We start from the raw sequence: 16,290 nt of genomic DNA, 5'->3' as shown, positions 1-16,290 counted from the left end.
GCGGCACATGAATACCTTCAGCCGTCATCGCGTGCGGCCGGCGGCCACCAGCATCAGCGTGTGGACCCTGGCCGTATTGGTGGCATGCCTGGGCCTGCACCAGTTGTGGGCCTATCTGGACGTGCGCGCGCCGCACGTGGCCGATGCCCTCCTGGGCGGGCTGGTGGCCGCGGGCGCTACTGCCCTGGGTACTTTGCCCATCCTGTTTGCTCGGACCATCCCCCAGAAAATGCAGGACAGCATGTTCGGCTTCGGCGCCGGCGTGATGCTGGCCGCCAGCGCCTTCTCGCTGGTGGCGCCGGGCATCGCCGCGGGCCGCGACCTGGGCTATGGCCCCTGGGGCGCCGGCTTGACGGTGGGCGCGGCCGTACTGCTGGGGGCGGCGGTGCTGCTGCTCATGGACCGTACCCTGCCGCACGAACATTTCATCAAGGGCCGGGAAGGCATCGAGGCGCACCGCCTGCGCCGCACTTGGCTGTTCGTCTTCGCCATCACCCTGCATAACCTGCCGGAAGGCCTGGCCATAGGCGTGGGCTACGCGGGCAACGACGCCATGCGCGGCACCGCGCTGGCCACCGGCATTGCGATCCAGGACATTCCCGAAGGGCTGGTGGTGGCGGTGGCGCTGCTGGCGGCGGGCTATCAGCGCGCCTTCGCGGTGGCGCTGGGCATGCTGTCCGGCCTGGTCGAGCCGCTGGGCGCGGTGCTCGGCGCCGCAGTGGTCGGCTGGTCCGAGCCGCTTCTGCCCTGGGGCCTGGGTTTTGCCGCAGGCGCCATGCTGTTCGTGATCAGCCACGAGATCATCCCCGAATCGCACCGCAAGGGGCATGAGGTCTACGCGACCTGCGGCCTGATGCTGGGTTTCGTGCTGATGATGCTGCTGGACACGGCGCTGGGCTGAGCCGCCGCGGGCATTCCCTGGCCGCGGCTTTCGTTGTATGCTTGCGCCGCTGTCACGCATGTTGCGGGAGAGAGCGGCCTGTACGTCCGGCCGCCGCCGAAGGCGCAATTCGCCCGGAATCGCTCAGGTAACCCATACCGCCCATGCTTGCCCTGTCCCGGTTTTCTCACCGTGCGGACGCGGCAAAACAGTACTCTGGAGAGACCTGGCGCCGACCCTGAACTAGGGACATAGCGAGCAGCCCAGGCGCCGAAGGTGCAAACCCGCCATGCGGGGCAACTCTCAGGCAAAAGGACAGAGGGGCGGAAGATTCAGCCGTTGTACAAGCGCACCCCGCTTGGCACCACTGGCATTCCGTAACCCTGGCAACACTGCCGCCCCGGAGTTTCCGCGCATGTCCGCAACCCTCAAACGCACCCCGCTGGCCGAAGAACATATCGCCTCTGGCGCCCGCATGGTCGACTTCGGCGGCTGGGACATGCCGCTGGCCTACGGTTCGCAGCTGGAAGAGCACCACGCCGTGCGCCAGGACGCCGGCATGTTCGATGTGTCGCACATGCTGAACGTCGACGTGGCCGGTCCCGACGCGTTCGCCTTCCTGCAGCGCCTGGTCGCCAACGACGTGTCCAAGCTGACCGTGCCCGGCAAGGCGTTGTACAGCTGCATGCTGAACCCGCAAGGCGGCGTGATCGACGACCTGATCATCTATTTCTTCGCCGCCGACGAATGGCGCGTCGTGGTCAACGCAGGCACGGCCGACAAGGACGTCGCCTGGATGCAGCGCGTCAAGCAGGCTGGCCAGTTCGACGTTGCCATCACGCCGCGCCGCGATCTGGCCATGGTGGCCGTGCAAGGCCCCAACGCCCGCGCCAAGGTCTGGGCCGCGCGCCCGGCCTGGCAGGCCGCCAGCGAGCCGCTTACCCCCTTCGTGGCCGCCCGCGTGGGCGACGACACCCTGGTGGCCCGTACCGGCTACACCGGCGAGGACGGCTTTGAAATCGTGCTGCCGGCCGCCGAAGTCGTGCAGCTGTGGCGCGACCTGGTCGCCCAGGGCGTGCGGCCCTGCGGCCTGGGCGCGCGCGACACGCTGCGCCTGGAAGCCGGCATGAATCTGTACGGCCAGGACATGGACGAGCTGACCCAGCCCGACCAGGCCGGCCTGACCTGGACCGTGTCCCTGAAGAACGCCGAGCGCCGCTTCATCGGTCGCGACGCGCTGGAACAATTCGCTACCCCCGCCACCTTCATCGGCCTGAAGCTGCAAGAACGCGGCGTGATGCGCGCGCACATGGCCGTGCGCACCAAGGAAGGCACGGGCGAGCTCACCAGCGGCACCATGTCGCCCACGCTGGGCGTATCGATCGGCTTTGCCCGTCTGCCTCAAGGCGTCAAGCCGGGCGACACGGTCGAAGTCGACATCCGCGGTAAGTGGGTGCCCGCCCTGGCCTGCAAATTGCCGTTCGTGCGTAACGGCAAAGCGGTCGAACACTCGTAAACTCGAAGCTTCGCGCGAGCCGCCGGCCCCTGGGGCGACGGCCGCCCGCGCGAGGCGCGCAACACCATTCATCTACCCGCATTCCCTCAGGAGTTCCCATGAGTCTGCCCACCGATCGCAAGTACACCGAGTCCCATGAATGGGTCAAAGCCGAAGGCGATGTGTTCGTCGTCGGCATCACCGATACCGCCCAGGATCAATTGGGCGACCTGGTCTTCGTTGGCGACGTGAAGGTCGGCGCCAAGCTGAACGCCGGTGAAACCGCTGGCGTGGTCGAATCGGTCAAGGCCGCTTCGGACATCTACGCTCCCGTGGCTGGCGAGATCGTCGCGTTCAACGAAGAGCTGGAAAACAATCCCAACCTGATCAACGAATCGGCCTTCACCGCCTGGATCTTCAAGATCAAGCCGGTCAACGCCGCCGACGCCGACAAGCTGCTCGACGCCGCCGGCTACGAAGCCGTCGCCAACGGCTAAGCCAGCCTGGCTGGAACGGGCGCAGGGCACCCGCCACGCGCCTGTTCCGCAAGATGCAATACCGTCCGTCCTCCGACGACACCCGCTATCCCGAGACCTCTCCATGTCGCGCGCCCTAGACACCCACACCGACTTCATTCCCCGCCACATCGGCCCTTCCGACGCCGACCAGGCCGCCATGCTTGCCGTCATCGGCAGCGCCAGCCTGGACGCCCTGATCGAAGAAGTCGTGCCGCCCAAGATCCGCAGCCAGGCCCCGCTCGCGCTGCCCGCCTCGCGCAGCGAAACCGACGTGCTGGCCGAACTGAAGCAGATCGCCGGCCGCAACAAGGTCTACCGCAGCTACATCGGCCAGGGGTACTACGGCACGCAGACGCCCAACGTGGTGTTGCGCAACATTCTTGAGAATCCCGCCTGGTACACGGCCTACACGCCTTACCAGCCCGAGATCTCGCAGGGCCGCCTCGAAGCCCTGCTGAACTACCAGACCATGGTCGCGGACCTGACCGGGCTGGACATCTCCAACGCCTCGCTGCTGGACGAAAGCACCGCCGCCGCCGAAGCCATGACGCTGGCGCGCCGCAGCGCCAAGTCGAAGAGCCCGGTGTTCTTCATTTCGCGCCACGTGCATCCCCAGACCATCGAAGTCGTGCGCACGCGCGCCGAAGGCCTGGACATCGAAATCACCATCGGCGACGAGGCCGAAGGCCTGCCCGAGTGCTTCGGCGTGCTGCTGCAGTACCCGCACAGCACCGGCTCCGTCGCCGACTACCGCAAGCTGGCCGAAGCCGCGCATGCGCAAGGCGCCATCGTGGCCGTCGCGACTGACCTGCTGGCGCTGGCCCTGCTGGCCGCGCCCGGAGAATGGGGCGCGGATATCGCCATCGGTTCGGCCCAGCGCTTTGGCGTGCCGTTCGGTTTCGGCGGCCCGCATGCCGGCTTCATGGCCTGCAAGGACGCCTTCAAGCGCAACATGGCTGGCCGCCTGGTCGGTGTGTCCAAGGACGCGCAGGGCAACCCGGCCATGCGCCTGGCGCTGCAGACGCGCGAACAGCACATCCGCCGCGAAAAGGCCACTTCCAACATCTGCACCGCGCAAGTGCTGCTGGCCGTGATGGCTGGCATGTATGCCGTGTGGCACGGTCCGGCCGGCATCCGCCGCATCGCCGAGCGCGTGCAGCGCAGCACCGCCATCCTGCGCGCCGAACTTGTCAAATTGGGCGTGAAGGTCGTCAACGACACCTTCTTCGACACGCTGCTGCTGGAAACCGGGGCGGCCACGCCCGCCATCCTGACCGCCGCCGATTGCGCGCACATCAACCTGCGCCGCGTCGATGGCGCCCGCCTGGCGGTGTCGCTGGACGAGACCGTGACCGCGGCTGACCTGCAGGCGCTGGTCAACGTCTTCGCCGCCGGCCTGGAACGCGATGACGTCGAACTCGACATCGACGCGCTGGACGCGGCCGCCGCCAGCGGCATTCCCGCCGGCGTGGCGCGCGAAAGCGCGATCCTGACGCACCCGGTGTTCTCCAGCGTGCAGTCGGAAACCGACATGCTGCGCTACCTGCGCAAGCTGGCCGACAAGGATCTGGCGCTGGACCGCACCATGATTCCGCTGGGCTCGTGCACCATGAAGCTCAACGCGACCGCCGAGATGATCCCCATCACCTGGCCCGAGTTCGCGCTGATCCACCCGTTCGCGCCGGCTTCGCAAAGCCAGGGCTACAACGAACTGATCGACCGCCTGTCGGCCGCGCTGTGCGAGATCACCGGCTACGACAACATCAGCCTGCAGCCCAACTCGGGCGCGCAGGGCGAGTACGCAGGCCTCCTGGCCATCCGCGGCTACCATCAGGCCAACGGCCAGCATCAGCGCAACATCTGCCTGATCCCGTCGTCGGCGCACGGCACCAACCCGGCCTCGGCGCAACTGGCCGGCATGGACGTGGTGGTGGTGGCGTCGGATGCCAACGGCAACGTCGATCTGGCCGACCTGCGCGCCAAGATCGAACAGGTCGGCGACAAGCTGGCCGCTTTGATGATCACGTATCCGTCGACCCACGGCGTGTTCGAGGAAGCCGTCACCGAGATCTGCGATCTGGTGCACCAGGCCGGCGGCCAGGTCTACCTGGACGGCGCCAACATGAACGCGATGGTGGGCGTGGCCCAGCCGGGCAAGTTCGGTTCGGACGTGTCCCACCTGAACCTGCACAAGACCTTCTGCATTCCGCACGGCGGCGGCGGCCCCGGCGTGGGCCCCGTGGCGGTGCGCGCGCACCTGGCTCCCTACCTGCCGGGCGTGGTGAACGAGCAGGGCAAGCTGCCTGGCGACGCCAAGGTCGGCCCGGTGTCGGCCGCGCCGTTCGGTTCCGCGGGCATCCTGCCGATTCCGTTCGTGTACATCTCGCTGATGGGCGCCGACGGCCTGCGCCGCGCCACTGAAGTCGCCATCCTGAACGCCAATTACATCGCCACCCGCCTGCGTGACCACTATCCGGTCCTGTACGCGGGCCGCAACGGCCGCGTGGCGCACGAGTGCATCCTCGATGTGCGCCCGCTCAAGGAAACCAGCGGCATCAGCGCCGAAGACATCGCCAAGCGCCTGATGGACTACGGCTTCCATGCGCCCACCATGAGCTTCCCGGTGGCCGGCACGCTGATGGTCGAGCCGACCGAATCGGAAGGCGTTGCCGAACTGGACCGCTTCATCGACGCGATGATCTCGATCCGCGAAGAAATCGCCCAGGTCGAGCGCGGCGAGCGCGATGCCGAGGACAACGTCCTGAAGAACGCGCCGCACACCGCGCAGATGCTGCTGGCCGAGGAATGGCTGCACGCGTACCCGCGCCAGCAGGCCGCCTACCCGGTGGCCTCGCTGCGCGACGCCAAGTACTGGCCGCCGGTTGCCCGCGTGGACAACGCCTACGGCGACCGCAACCTGGTGTGCGCCTGCTTGCCGATCGAAGCCTACGCATAAATGCGGGCCGCGAGGCCCGGCGCGAGCCGGGCCCAAGGCAAAAAAAACCCCCATCCGAAAGATGGGGGATTTTTTTGCCTTGCGTCAGCCGAGGTTTACTTCGCCGGCGCGGCCTTGCTGGCCACCGAGAAGTCTTCCGCGATGCTGAAGAACGTGTTGAGCATGATCTGCAGGTTTTCCTTGCCGATGCCGCCTTCCGAGTTCATGTCCATCTGCAGCACGGCCCGGTTCTTGTCGTCCAGGTAGGCGCGGGTCCAGCGGTATTCCTGGTTCCAGGCGTTGATGGCCTTGAGCGAGACCGGCTTCTTGCTGCTGTAGGTCGCGGTCACGACGAGGTCATGGCACTTCTCGGTGAAGTCGTTGCACAGGAAGTCGACGCGCAGCTCGCTGGCGCCGGTGTCGCGGGGATCCAGGATCAGGACGGGACCTTCGTCGCCGTCTTGCTTGCGGGGGTTGTAGACCATGTCGTCCAGCATGGTCGTCACGGTGTCCAGGTCGAAGTCCTGCATGTAGCCGGCCACGGACGCGGTGTCGGAGGGCGCGGCAAGTTCCGCGCCTTCGGCCGGTTCGCCTTCCTCTTCCATGCCGTCCATGTCATCCATGTCGTCGTCCATTCCGGTCGCGCCCAGCAGGCCCGAGAACAGTTCGTCGGCGGGGATCTTCTGGCCGTTCAGGTCGCCCATGCCATCGGCGTAGTGGAACTTGCCGATGATGTTGTCGCCGTCGTTCTTGCCGACGTTGAGCATTTCAGCCATGCCGGACATCGAGCGCATCTGGTCGTCGGCTTCCTCGGCCGCCTTTTCCGCGGTCAAGCCTTGCTTCTTGACGGCGTACTGGACGATCAGTTCGCGCACCATGGGCTTGGAGATGACCAGCGTCGCGTCGATCTGCTTGATGGCCTTGACCATGATCTCCTGCGGCGTCAGGTCCTTGACATTGGGCGGATTGGTCAGGTCCAGCGCGAAGGTCAGCTTGCTTTCGCCCTTGTCGGTCTTCCAGCTGATCGGGTCGATGCTGAACGTGGGGTTGCCGTTGAGCAGCTTGCCGGCGTTTTCCAGCACGGCGTCGAACTGCTCGTCCTTCAGGCCTTCGTCGCTGGCGCCCAGCATGTACTGGCGCACGATCTGGTTGTAGGTGTCCGACAGCTGCTTGATGGCGGCGCCGTCCAGCTTGGCGAGCTTGATCACGGCCTGGCCGTTGCCCAGCGCCACGTCGTTGAGCGTGATGGTGCCGGTCTGGTAGGTGGCTTCGACGTTGACGTTCTTGTCGTCTTCGGCCAGCTTGACGCCGTAGCCCAGATTGTCCACCGAGACCTTGATGTCGTCGCCGGCGCGGGTCACGTCGAGGCGCTTGAGCTTGACGCTGGAATCTCCGATGGAGAGGCCGAACTTGCCCATGCGGCTGTCTACGTCCATGGTCAGGCCGGACATCAGCATCTTGACGGGATCATCCGACTTTTCGCCGTCCACCGACAGCGTTTCGACCAGGGCGTGCGCCGTGACGGCCTGCAGCGCGCGGTCGAAGGTGCCGTTGATCGCCATGCCGCTGAAATTGACGGCGTTGCCTTCGTGCGTGATCTGCACGGGGGCAATATTGGCGGTGGAGGTGGCGAAGCCGCCGAAACTGATGACCGTGTCGGCGCTCAGGGGCGCGACGCCCTTGGTCAGCTCGAACAGTTCCTTGATGTTGTCGGTCTTGGCGAGCTCGGCGTGCGTGAACGCCAGCTTGGGCGCGATGGCGCCGCGCGCCAGGGCGCTCTTGGGGAAGGGGCCGTGTTCGATGGACGCATCGAACTCGATCATGCCCTTGGGCATGTCTTCGGCGACCTTGTCGCCCTTGACCAGCGACACGCCGTAGCGCGCCTGCGTCGAGAACAGGCCACGCTCGTACTTCAGCTGATCGATGCGCAGACCGAACCGGGGCGTGATCTTGGCCAGCTTTTCATTGGCTTCCGCCAGGTGGCGCTGCGAGCTTTCCTCGATGCGCTTGCCGGTGTACCACGTGGCCCCGACCCAGCTTCCCGCTCCCACTATGACCACGCCCAGGGTGATCGCTACGCTCTTTTTCATCGTTCTGCTTGTATCGTTGATTATCGAGTCATATCCGGTGAACGGCGGCTGCTTCTGGCCGCCGGACGCCGTTACTGACGCCCGCCATCGGAATACGCGTATTCATCGGCCTGTAAGGCCCGCGGCGAGTATACCGAGGCCGATGGTCATCTGAGGGCGCTCGCCGTTACAGAAGATTTCAAAATGAAAGCCGGCGCAGTTGCGCCGGCTTTCCGGGGTACAGCGACGGCGGTCCGGTTTACATCGGATCGAGGGGATAGATGGGGCGGCGCACGTGCTTGAAATCAAGCTGGCCGTAGTCCGAGGTGGTCACCCCCACGCCGGTGCATTCGATGACCTGCGTTGCCATGTCGGAAAAGCCCGCGCGCCAATGCACCCGGCTCTTGAGCACGACATAGCGTTTTTGCAGCGGATCGATGCCGGCCGACAGCAGGCAGTTGATGTCGAACGGCTCCTGGTGACGGGACACCACCACGATTTCCACGCGGCCTGTGTCGATCACGACCGTCAGGCCGGTGTCGTTGCGCACGCCGCGGTACATGGGGCCGCGGTTCAGGTAGACGCCGTCGAACACCAGCTTGACGCGGCCGGTAACCTCCAGCGGCTCGCTGGGCTCCTTGATGGCGGGCATGGCGAGCTTGCCGCCGAGCTGGATCGTGATCGTCTGGCCCACGCCTGCCGCGGCCGCATCGAGTGCGGCCTGCGGGTCGCAAATGGCATAGAAGACCACGTTCTCCAGTTCCTGGCGCAGCACTTCGGCCAGCACGGCGGTGGTGTCCATGGTGCCGCCGGAACCGGTATTGTCGTAATGGTCCAGCAGCACGACCGGGCCTTGTTCGATGGCCTTGGCGCGGGCTATGGTGGGCGCCAGCGGCTCCGGGTGGAATACCCAGTCGGCGCGGCCGTTCCAGGCCTGGTCCAGCAGCTCGTCGCGGTGGCGCTGCGCCTGGGCCAGGTTGCCGTCGGTACAGACCACGGCGCTCAGGCCGGCTTCGCGGATGTCGGCGTGGGGGAATCCCACGAAGACGGAGGCGGCCAGGACGCCGCCGGCTTCCAGTTCCTTGCAGCGTTCCTGCAGCGGCTTGTTGGGCGCCGCGTGGGTGCCTTGGCACATGATGTGCGGCAGCATGGGCTTGTTGGCCCAGGACATGACAGGCTTGATCTCGCCCTTCAGGGTGCGCGCGATCACGTTCGCGGCGCGCAGGCCGGCCGCGCGGATGTCCACGTGCGGATAGGTATGGAAGCCGGTGATGACCGTGGCATGCTTGACGATGTCGTCGTAGATATTGGCGTGCATGTCCAGCGTCACCGCCACGGGCGTGTGCGGATCGATCTCGCGCAGGCGGCGCAGCAGGTCGCCCTCGGCGTCCTCCACGCCTTCGGCGACCATGGCGCCGTGCAGGTCGAGCAGGATGGCGTCGTAGCCGCCGCGCTGGACCTCGTCCAGGACCAGCTTGCATAGCCGTTCATGGGTTTCGGCGCTGGCGGGGCCGCTGGGCCAGGATTCGGCCGCCACGGGCACGACCATCTCGGCGCCTTCGCGGCGCGCCACTTCGATATAGCCGCCCAGCCCGCTGTCGGTGTTCTCGTAGGCCTTGATGGCGCGGTCGCCGGCCAGGACCTCCGGGTTGCCGCGAAAGAAGCGCTCAAGCGGGGTAGGCACGGGCGAAAACGTATTCGTCTCGTGCTTGATCATTGCCAAAAGCCAACGCATGGGAATTCCTGTGGGTTTGCTGTTGAGGATCGGTCAGGCCGCCCGGGGCGGCTGGGGCCAGGGGTGTTGTTCGGGTCGCATGGCTTCCCAGGCGCGCGCCATGCGCAGCACCCCCAGGTCGTCAAAGCGCGCGCCAGCGATCTGCAGGCCGATGGGCAGGCCGGCCTTGGTGTAGCCGCAATTGACGGACGCCGCGGGCTGCTCGCTCATGTTGTACGGAAGCGTGAATCCGATGTGGTGCATGGTGGTCGCGACCTCGTTGGTGGGCGACGGCCATTCGGCGTTGTAGGCGACCACCGGGGCCACGGGCGAGAGCACGTAGTCGTAGGGCGCGCAGGCCGCGACCGTCTTGGCGCGCACGTTCATGGTCTCGTAGTAGCTGCGGAATACGGCTTCGCCGGACTGGCCGCCGCCGCTTTCCGCCCAGGTGCGGATGAAGGGCAGGATCTTGTCGCGGCGGGCCTGCGGCAAGGCCGACAGATCGATGGCCGAGCGCGTGCGCCAGAAGCGGTCCACGCCCTCCAGCATGTCGGGCGTCATCCAGGGCTGCATCGGCGTCACGATGGCGCCGGCGGCCTCGAAGGCGCGGGCAGCGGCCTCGACCGCGGCGCGGATTTCCGGGTCCAGGGGCAGGCCGCAGCCCGCATCCATGAGCAAGCCGATGCGCAGGCCGCGCAGGTCGAGTTCCAGGTCCAGCCAGTCGAAGTCCTGGTAGGGCAGGCTCATGTGGTCGCGCGCGTCGGGCTGCGACAGCACGCCCATCATGAGCGCCGAGTCGGCGACGGTGCGCGTCATGGGGCCGGCGCAGCGGCCCATGAACGGCGGGTCGATGGGAATGCGGCCCAGGCTGGGCTTGAGCGTGGCAATGCCGCACCAGGCCGCCGGCAGACGCACGGAACCGCCGATGTCGGTGCCGATATGCAGCGGGCCGTAGCCTGCGGCTGCCGCGGCGCCCGCGCCGGCGCTGGAGCCTCCGGGGTTCTTGGAAAGGTCCCAGGGATTGCGGGTCAGTTCATGGAAGCTGGACAGTCCCGAGGACAGCATGCCGAAGTCGGGCATGGTGGTCTTGCCCAGCAGCACGGCGCCCGCCTCGCGCATGCGGGCGGCCGGCGGTGCATCGGCGGCGGCAGGCTTCAATTCCGTTGCTGCCGTGCCCAGCGGCACCGGCACGCCGCGCGTGGCGATGTTTTCCTTGATGGTGGCGGGCACGCCGTCCAGCGTGTGCCCGCCGGCCGCCAGCGGTTCGCCCTTCATCCAGCGAGCCTCGGAGGCGCGGGCCTGCGCCAGCGCGCCGTCCGCATCCAGCGCGTAGGTGGCCTTCAGCTGGGGTTCCCAGCGGGCGATATGCTCCAGCACCGAGCGGGTGACTTCGACGGGCGAGAGCGTCTTGTCGCGGTAGGCCTGGAGCAGCTCCACGGCGGACAGTTCATGCGGTTGCGGCATTTCGGTTCCAGTGTGTGTACAGGCTGCGAGTTTCAGGGCGCGGCCGCGTGGCCCAGGCCGGCGGCGACCGGCCGGAAGTTGCGGAAGTCCCAGTCGCGTCCGGGGGCGGCGTCGATCAGGGCCCGCGTGTATTCGTGGCGCGGTTCGGTCAGCACGGTTTCGGCGGAGCCGGTTTCGACGACCTTGCCTCGCTGCATGACCATGATGGTGTCGCAGATCTGTGCCGCCACGCGCAGGTCGTGGGTGATGAACAGCACGCCCACGCCCGTGCGCTGGCGCACCTGTTCCAGCAGTTCCAGCACCTGCGCCTGCACCGACACGTCCAATGCGGACACGGCTTCGTCGGCCACCAGGACCTCGGGGTCCATGACCAGGGCGCGCGCGATGCAGATGCGCTGGCGCTGGCCGCCGGAGAACTGGTGCGGGTAGCGGTTCATTGCGTCCGGACTCAGGCCCACCACGCTCAGCGTTTCGCCGGCGCGCTTCAATGCCTGCTCGCGGGCAACGCCGAAGTTCAAGAGGCCTTCGATGATGGACTCACCGACGGTGCGTCGCGGATTCAGCGAACGGTACGGATCCTGGAACACGATCTGGATGCGGCGGCGCACCGGGCGCAGCGCCGAGCCGGACAGGGTGCTGAGGTCTTCGCCGCCCATCATCATGTGGCCGGCGGTGGGTTCGATCAGGCGCACGATGCAGCGCGCCACGGTCGACTTGCCTGAACCGGACTCGCCCACGATGCCCAGGATCTCGCCCTTGCGCAGCGTCAGGTTGACGTCGGCGGCCGCGATCACGTTGCGCGCGGCCTGGCGCGAGAACAGCGAACTCTTGGTGCCGTAGGTGCGGCCCAGGCCCTTGACGTGCAGCACCGGCATGCCCGCCGGCGCCTCGCGGCGCGAGGGCACCAGGCTGGGTACGGACGACACCAGGCGACGGGTATAGGACTGCTTGGGCTCGGCCAGGATCTCGTTGCGCGTGCCGCTTTCGATCAGGTCGCCGCGGTTCATCACCACGATGCGGTCGGAGATCTCGGCCACCACGCCGAAGTCGTGGGTGATGAACAGCACCGCGGTCTGGTGCTTGACCTGCAGTTCCTTGATGAGCGCCAGAATCTGCTTCTGCGTGGTGACGTCCAGCGCCGTGGTCGGCTCGTCCGCGATCAGCAGCTTGGGCTCCAGGATCAGCGCCATGGCGATCACGATGCGCTGGCGCTGGCCGCCCGACAACTGGTGCGGATAGGCTTCGAAGATGCGTTCGACGTCTGGCAGGTGCACCGACCGGAACATGTCCAGCACCTTGGCGCGGCGCTCCGCGGCCGACATCTGCTTGCGGTGCAGGCGCAGCACTTCGTCGACCTGCTTGCCCACGGTGTGCACGGGGTTCAGCGCGGTCATGGGTTCCTGGAACACCATGGCCATGCGCGTGGCGCGCATCTCGCGCAGGCGGCGCTGCGTGGCCGTGACCACGTCTTCGCCTTCCACGCGGATCGAACCCGCGCTGACGCCCAGCACGCCGGGAGGCAGCAGGCCCATGACGGCCAGCGAGGTGACGGATTTGCCGGAGCCGGATTCGCCGACCACGCACACGGTTTCGCCGGCATGCACGTCCAGGCTCAGGTTGCGCACGACGCGGTTGCCGGCGCCGGCGACTTCCACCGAGAGGTTGCGGATGGCCAGGATGGCGGTCGAAGTATCGCCCGCGGGAGGAGTGGGGGAATAGGTCATCGGCATCAGATCCTGCGCACCATTTTCGGGTCCAGCGCGTCGCGCAAGGCGTCGCCCAGGATGTTCACGCTGAGCACGGTCAGCGACAGGAACAGGCCGGGGAACAGGATCAGGCCGGGCAGCATGCGGAAGTACATGCGTCCTTCGGACATGATGTTGCCCCAGGAGGCGATCTCGGGCGGGATGCCCGCGCCCAGGAAGCTCAGGATGGCTTCGGTGAGCATGGCGGACGCGAACACATAGGTGCCCTGTACCGTCAGCGGCGCGATGGTGCTGGGCACCATGTGGCGCCACAGCAGCAGCGGCAGCGGCGTGCCCAGGGCCAGCGCGGCTTCGACATAGGGTTCGCCGCGCACGGTCAGGATCTGGCCGCGCACCAGCCGCACCACGCGCGGAATTTCGGGGATGGTGATGGCGACCAGAACGGTCGTGATGCTGGCGCCAGTGACCGACACCAGGGCGATCGCCAGCAGGATGCCGGGGATGGCCATGATGGCGTCCATGGTGCGCATGATCAGCCCGTCCAGTGAACGGAACCAGCCCGCGATCACGCCGATGACCAGGCCGATGGCGACGCTGACCAGCGCCGCGCCCAGGCCCGCGATCAGCGAGACGCGTGCGCCGTAGGCCACGCGCGACCAGACGTCGCGGCCGAAGGCGTCGGTGCCCAGCAGGTAATCGGAGAAGGGCGGCTTCAGGCGCGCGCCGGGGTTGATCGAGGTGGGGTCGACGGTACCCAGCAGCGGTGCGAACAGCGCGATGGCGACGACGGCCACCAGCACGATCAGCGCCAGCATCACGGGCCAGCTTTTGAGGCCCTGGCGGATCTGGCGCCAGGCGGTGGCTTGGGGCGTGCCGCCGCCGGGGAGATCTGCGGCCGCTTGCGCGGCGGCATCGGTTGGCGTTTGCATGGTGTTAGTACCTGATCCGAGGGTCGAACACCGTGTAGGCGCAATCGACAACAAGATTGATGAACACGTAGACGAACGCGAAGAAGAGCGTCAGGCCCTGGATGACGGGGTAATCGCGCGCGAGCACGGCTTCCACCACCAGCCGGCCCAGGCCGGGGATGTTGAACACCGATTCGGTCACGACCACGCCGCTGATCAGCAGCGCGATGCCCAGGCCCACCACCGTGGCGATGGGCACGGCGGCGTTGCGCAGGGCGTGGCCCAGCAGCACGCCGGTTTCGCCCAGGCCCTTGGAGCGCGCCGTGCGGATGAAGTCCTCGCCCATGACCTCGATGACGCTGGTGCGCGTGATGCGCGCGATCAGCGCCACGTAGACCGTGGACAGGGCCAGCGACGGCAGGATGAGGCGGTGCAGGTACGGCCAGAAGCCCTTGGCCAGCGGCGCGTAGCCCTGCACGTTGAACCAGCCCAGCTTGATGGCGAAGAGCCAGATCAGCAGGTAGCCCGTGACGAAGACCGGCACCGAGAATCCCAGCACCGAGAAGCCCATCACGGCGCGGTCCAGCAGCTTGCCTTGGCGCCATGCGGCCAGCACGCCCAGCGGAATGGCGACGAGCAGGGTGAACACCAGGGTCAGCACCGCCAGGCTGAGCGACGGTTCCAGGCGCTGGCCGATCAGCTTGGTGACCGGCACGCCCGACATGAGCGAAGTGCCCAGGTCGCCTTGCAGGAGCTTGCCGCCCCAGATGAAGAACTGCTTGATGACCGGCTGGTCCAGGCCCATCGTCTGGCGTATCTGGACGATGCGCTCGGGCGTGGCGCCGTCGCCCGCCATGATGATGGCCGGATCTCCCGGGCTGAAACGCAATATCGCGAAGACCACCACCGCGACCATCACCAGAACGGGGATGGTCGCGAGGAGCCGGCGTGAGACAAATGCCAGCATGTATTTCCCCCTGAACTACTTGCCCATCAAGGGGCTTTCTTGACGTTCCAGAACGCGAACACCGGCGCGTGCACCAGGCCCGAGAGCTTGGTCGAGTAGACGGTGGGCACGGACATCTGGCCCAGCGGCACGTACAGGCCTTCATCGATGCCGATGCGCTGCACTTCCTCGGCGATCTTCTTCTGTTCCGCGGGGTCGGAGGTCAGCGCCATCTTGGTGCGCAGTTCTTCGATCTGCGGGAAGTCGGGCCAGCCGAACCAGGCGTTGTCGCCGTTGGCCGCGGCCGGGGCGGAACGGACCGGGTCCATCACGTCGGTGGCGTACCAGTTGGTGTTGTGGATGTTCCAGCCGCCTTCCGCGGGCGCAGCCTTCGAGGCGCGGCGCGTTGCGACGCTTTGCCAGTCCATCGCGGCCAGGTTGACGTTGAAGCCGGCCTTGCGCAGCGCCTGCGCCATCACCACCGGCTGCGCCGACAGCGTACCGACGTCGGTCGCGTGCATGACCAGGATGGGCGTGTTGTCGTAGCCCGCTTCCTTCAGCAGCGCCTTGGCCTTCTCGATGTTGGACGGCACCACCATGTCCTTGCCGATGTCGCTTTCCAGCGGCGTGCCGCAACCCCACAGCGAGGCGCAGGTCTTCCAGTACTTCGGATTGCCGACCAGCGCCTTCATCACGTCTTCCTGGCCGATGGCGTACATCGCGGCCTGGCGCACCTTCTTGTTGTTGAAGGGCGGGTACTTGAAGTTGAAGCGGTACATCGTGAAGTAGCCGACCGGGCTGAGCGACTCTTCCTTCAGATCCTTGTTGCCTTCGATCATCGGCAGCAGGTCATAGGGGAACTGTTCGACGAAGTCGATCTCGCCGCCCAGCAGCGCGTTGGCGGTGGTCAGCGCATCCGGCATGACGTCCCATTCGACCTTGTCGACGTTGACGACCTTGCCGCCGGCCAGGCCGCTTGCGGGTTCCTTGCGCGGCACGTAGTCGGCGTTCTTGGCGTAGACGGTCTTCACGCCCGGCTTGAATTCGATGACCTTGAACGGACCCGAGCCGGTCATGTCGGTGATGGGCTGACCGATGGCCTGTTCGGCGATGCGCTTGGGCATCATGAACGGCGCGGTGCCGGTGGGCTTGGACAGGGCGCGCAGCGCCAGGTCCGTGGGTTCCTTCATGACGATGCGGAAATTCTTGTCGTCGATGACTTCGATCTTGTCGGTGAACTTCAGCAGCGTGCGGCCCATGCCGTCGCCGGCGGCCCAGCGCTTGATCGAAGCGACGCAATCCTCGGACGTCACCGGCTTGCCGTCATGCCATTTCTGGCCGTCGCGCAAGGTCATGGTGTAGGTCTTGCCGTCGGGGGAGACTTCCCACTTTTCCAGCATCTGCGGCTGGATCTTGTTGTCGGCGTCGGTGGCCAGCAGGGTGTCGTAAATCATGTAGCCGTGCCACGTCGTGATGTACGCGGTGGTGGCATGCGGGTCGGTCAGGCGCAGAGGCGAGTGCATCACCGACTTGATGACGGTCTCGGCGTAGGCGCCGTGAGCCATCATCATGGTGGCGCCGGCCAGCGCGGCCGCTCGGACGTACTTCAGCATGAATGTTCCCCTTGATGCGTGGTGAGCGGCGCCATCGCGCCG

Annotated in this window: 11 protein-coding genes and 2 riboswitches; of the genes, 4 read left to right on the top strand and 7 right to left on the bottom strand. The window is 66.7% G+C overall.

The window, feature by feature from the left end; all coding sequences use genetic code 11:
- Positions 1-7: 7 nt before the first annotated feature.
- The 4 genes from HV793_RS02710 (at position 8) to gcvP (ending at position 5,849) form a co-directional block, all read left to right on the top strand.
- Positions 8-901, top strand: a complete 894-nt coding sequence (locus HV793_RS02710) for a ZIP family metal transporter (protein ID WP_054451994.1) — start codon at positions 8-10, stop codon at positions 899-901.
- A 54-nt stretch (positions 902-955) separates the two neighbouring features.
- Positions 956-1,051, top strand: a riboswitch (glycine riboswitch).
- Between the two features lie 35 nt (positions 1,052-1,086).
- A riboswitch (glycine riboswitch) is annotated at positions 1,087-1,209 on the top strand.
- A gap of 86 nt (positions 1,210-1,295) precedes the next feature.
- Complete coding sequence (gene gcvT, locus HV793_RS02705; protein WP_119450323.1) at positions 1,296-2,396, top strand: glycine cleavage system aminomethyltransferase GcvT; 1,101 nt, start codon at positions 1,296-1,298, stop codon at positions 2,394-2,396.
- 98 nt (positions 2,397-2,494) lie between these two features.
- Complete coding sequence (gene gcvH / locus HV793_RS02700) at positions 2,495-2,872, top strand: glycine cleavage system protein GcvH (protein ID WP_042795177.1); 378 nt, start codon at positions 2,495-2,497, stop codon at positions 2,870-2,872.
- Between the two features lie 103 nt (positions 2,873-2,975).
- Positions 2,976-5,849, top strand: a complete 2,874-nt coding sequence (gcvP, locus tag HV793_RS02695; protein WP_054451992.1) for an aminomethyl-transferring glycine dehydrogenase — start codon at positions 2,976-2,978, stop codon at positions 5,847-5,849.
- 95 nt (positions 5,850-5,944) lie between these two features.
- On the opposite strand, the gene HV793_RS02690 is transcribed toward gcvP, so the two are convergent.
- From HV793_RS02690 to HV793_RS02660, 7 genes are all read right to left on the bottom strand, one after another.
- Positions 5,945-7,918: a DUF945 family protein gene (locus tag HV793_RS02690; RefSeq protein WP_175212611.1), complete on the bottom strand. Its 1,974-nt coding sequence runs from the start codon at positions 7,916-7,918 to the stop codon at positions 5,945-5,947.
- A gap of 238 nt (positions 7,919-8,156) precedes the next feature.
- Complete coding sequence (locus HV793_RS02685; RefSeq protein WP_119450320.1) at positions 8,157-9,632, bottom strand: M81 family metallopeptidase; 1,476 nt, start codon at positions 9,630-9,632, stop codon at positions 8,157-8,159.
- 33 nt (positions 9,633-9,665) lie between these two features.
- Positions 9,666-11,075, bottom strand: a complete 1,410-nt coding sequence (locus HV793_RS02680) for an amidase (protein WP_175212610.1) — start codon at positions 11,073-11,075, stop codon at positions 9,666-9,668.
- Positions 11,076-11,107: 32 nt separating this feature from the next.
- A complete protein-coding gene (locus HV793_RS02675) occupies positions 11,108-12,799 on the bottom strand; it encodes an ABC transporter ATP-binding protein (protein ID WP_054451988.1) in 1,692 nt (563 codons plus the stop codon).
- Between the two features lie 5 nt (positions 12,800-12,804).
- A complete protein-coding gene (locus HV793_RS02670; RefSeq protein WP_054451987.1) occupies positions 12,805-13,710 on the bottom strand; it encodes an ABC transporter permease in 906 nt (301 codons plus the stop codon).
- Positions 13,711-13,714: 4 nt separating this feature from the next.
- Positions 13,715-14,656, bottom strand: coding sequence for an ABC transporter permease (locus HV793_RS02665; RefSeq protein WP_054451986.1), 942 nt, complete (start codon positions 14,654-14,656; stop codon positions 13,715-13,717).
- A 26-nt stretch (positions 14,657-14,682) separates the two neighbouring features.
- Entirely contained in the window at positions 14,683-16,248 is a 1,566-nt protein-coding gene (locus HV793_RS02660) for an ABC transporter substrate-binding protein (RefSeq protein ID WP_054451985.1), read from the bottom strand.
- Positions 16,249-16,290 lie beyond the last annotated feature (42 nt).

The sequence above is a fragment of the Achromobacter aegrifaciens genome (assembly GCF_902859965.1).
Classification (GTDB): domain Bacteria; phylum Pseudomonadota; class Gammaproteobacteria; order Burkholderiales; family Burkholderiaceae_B; genus Achromobacter; species Achromobacter aegrifaciens.
This window is presented reverse-complemented; position numbering and strand designations above follow the sequence as displayed.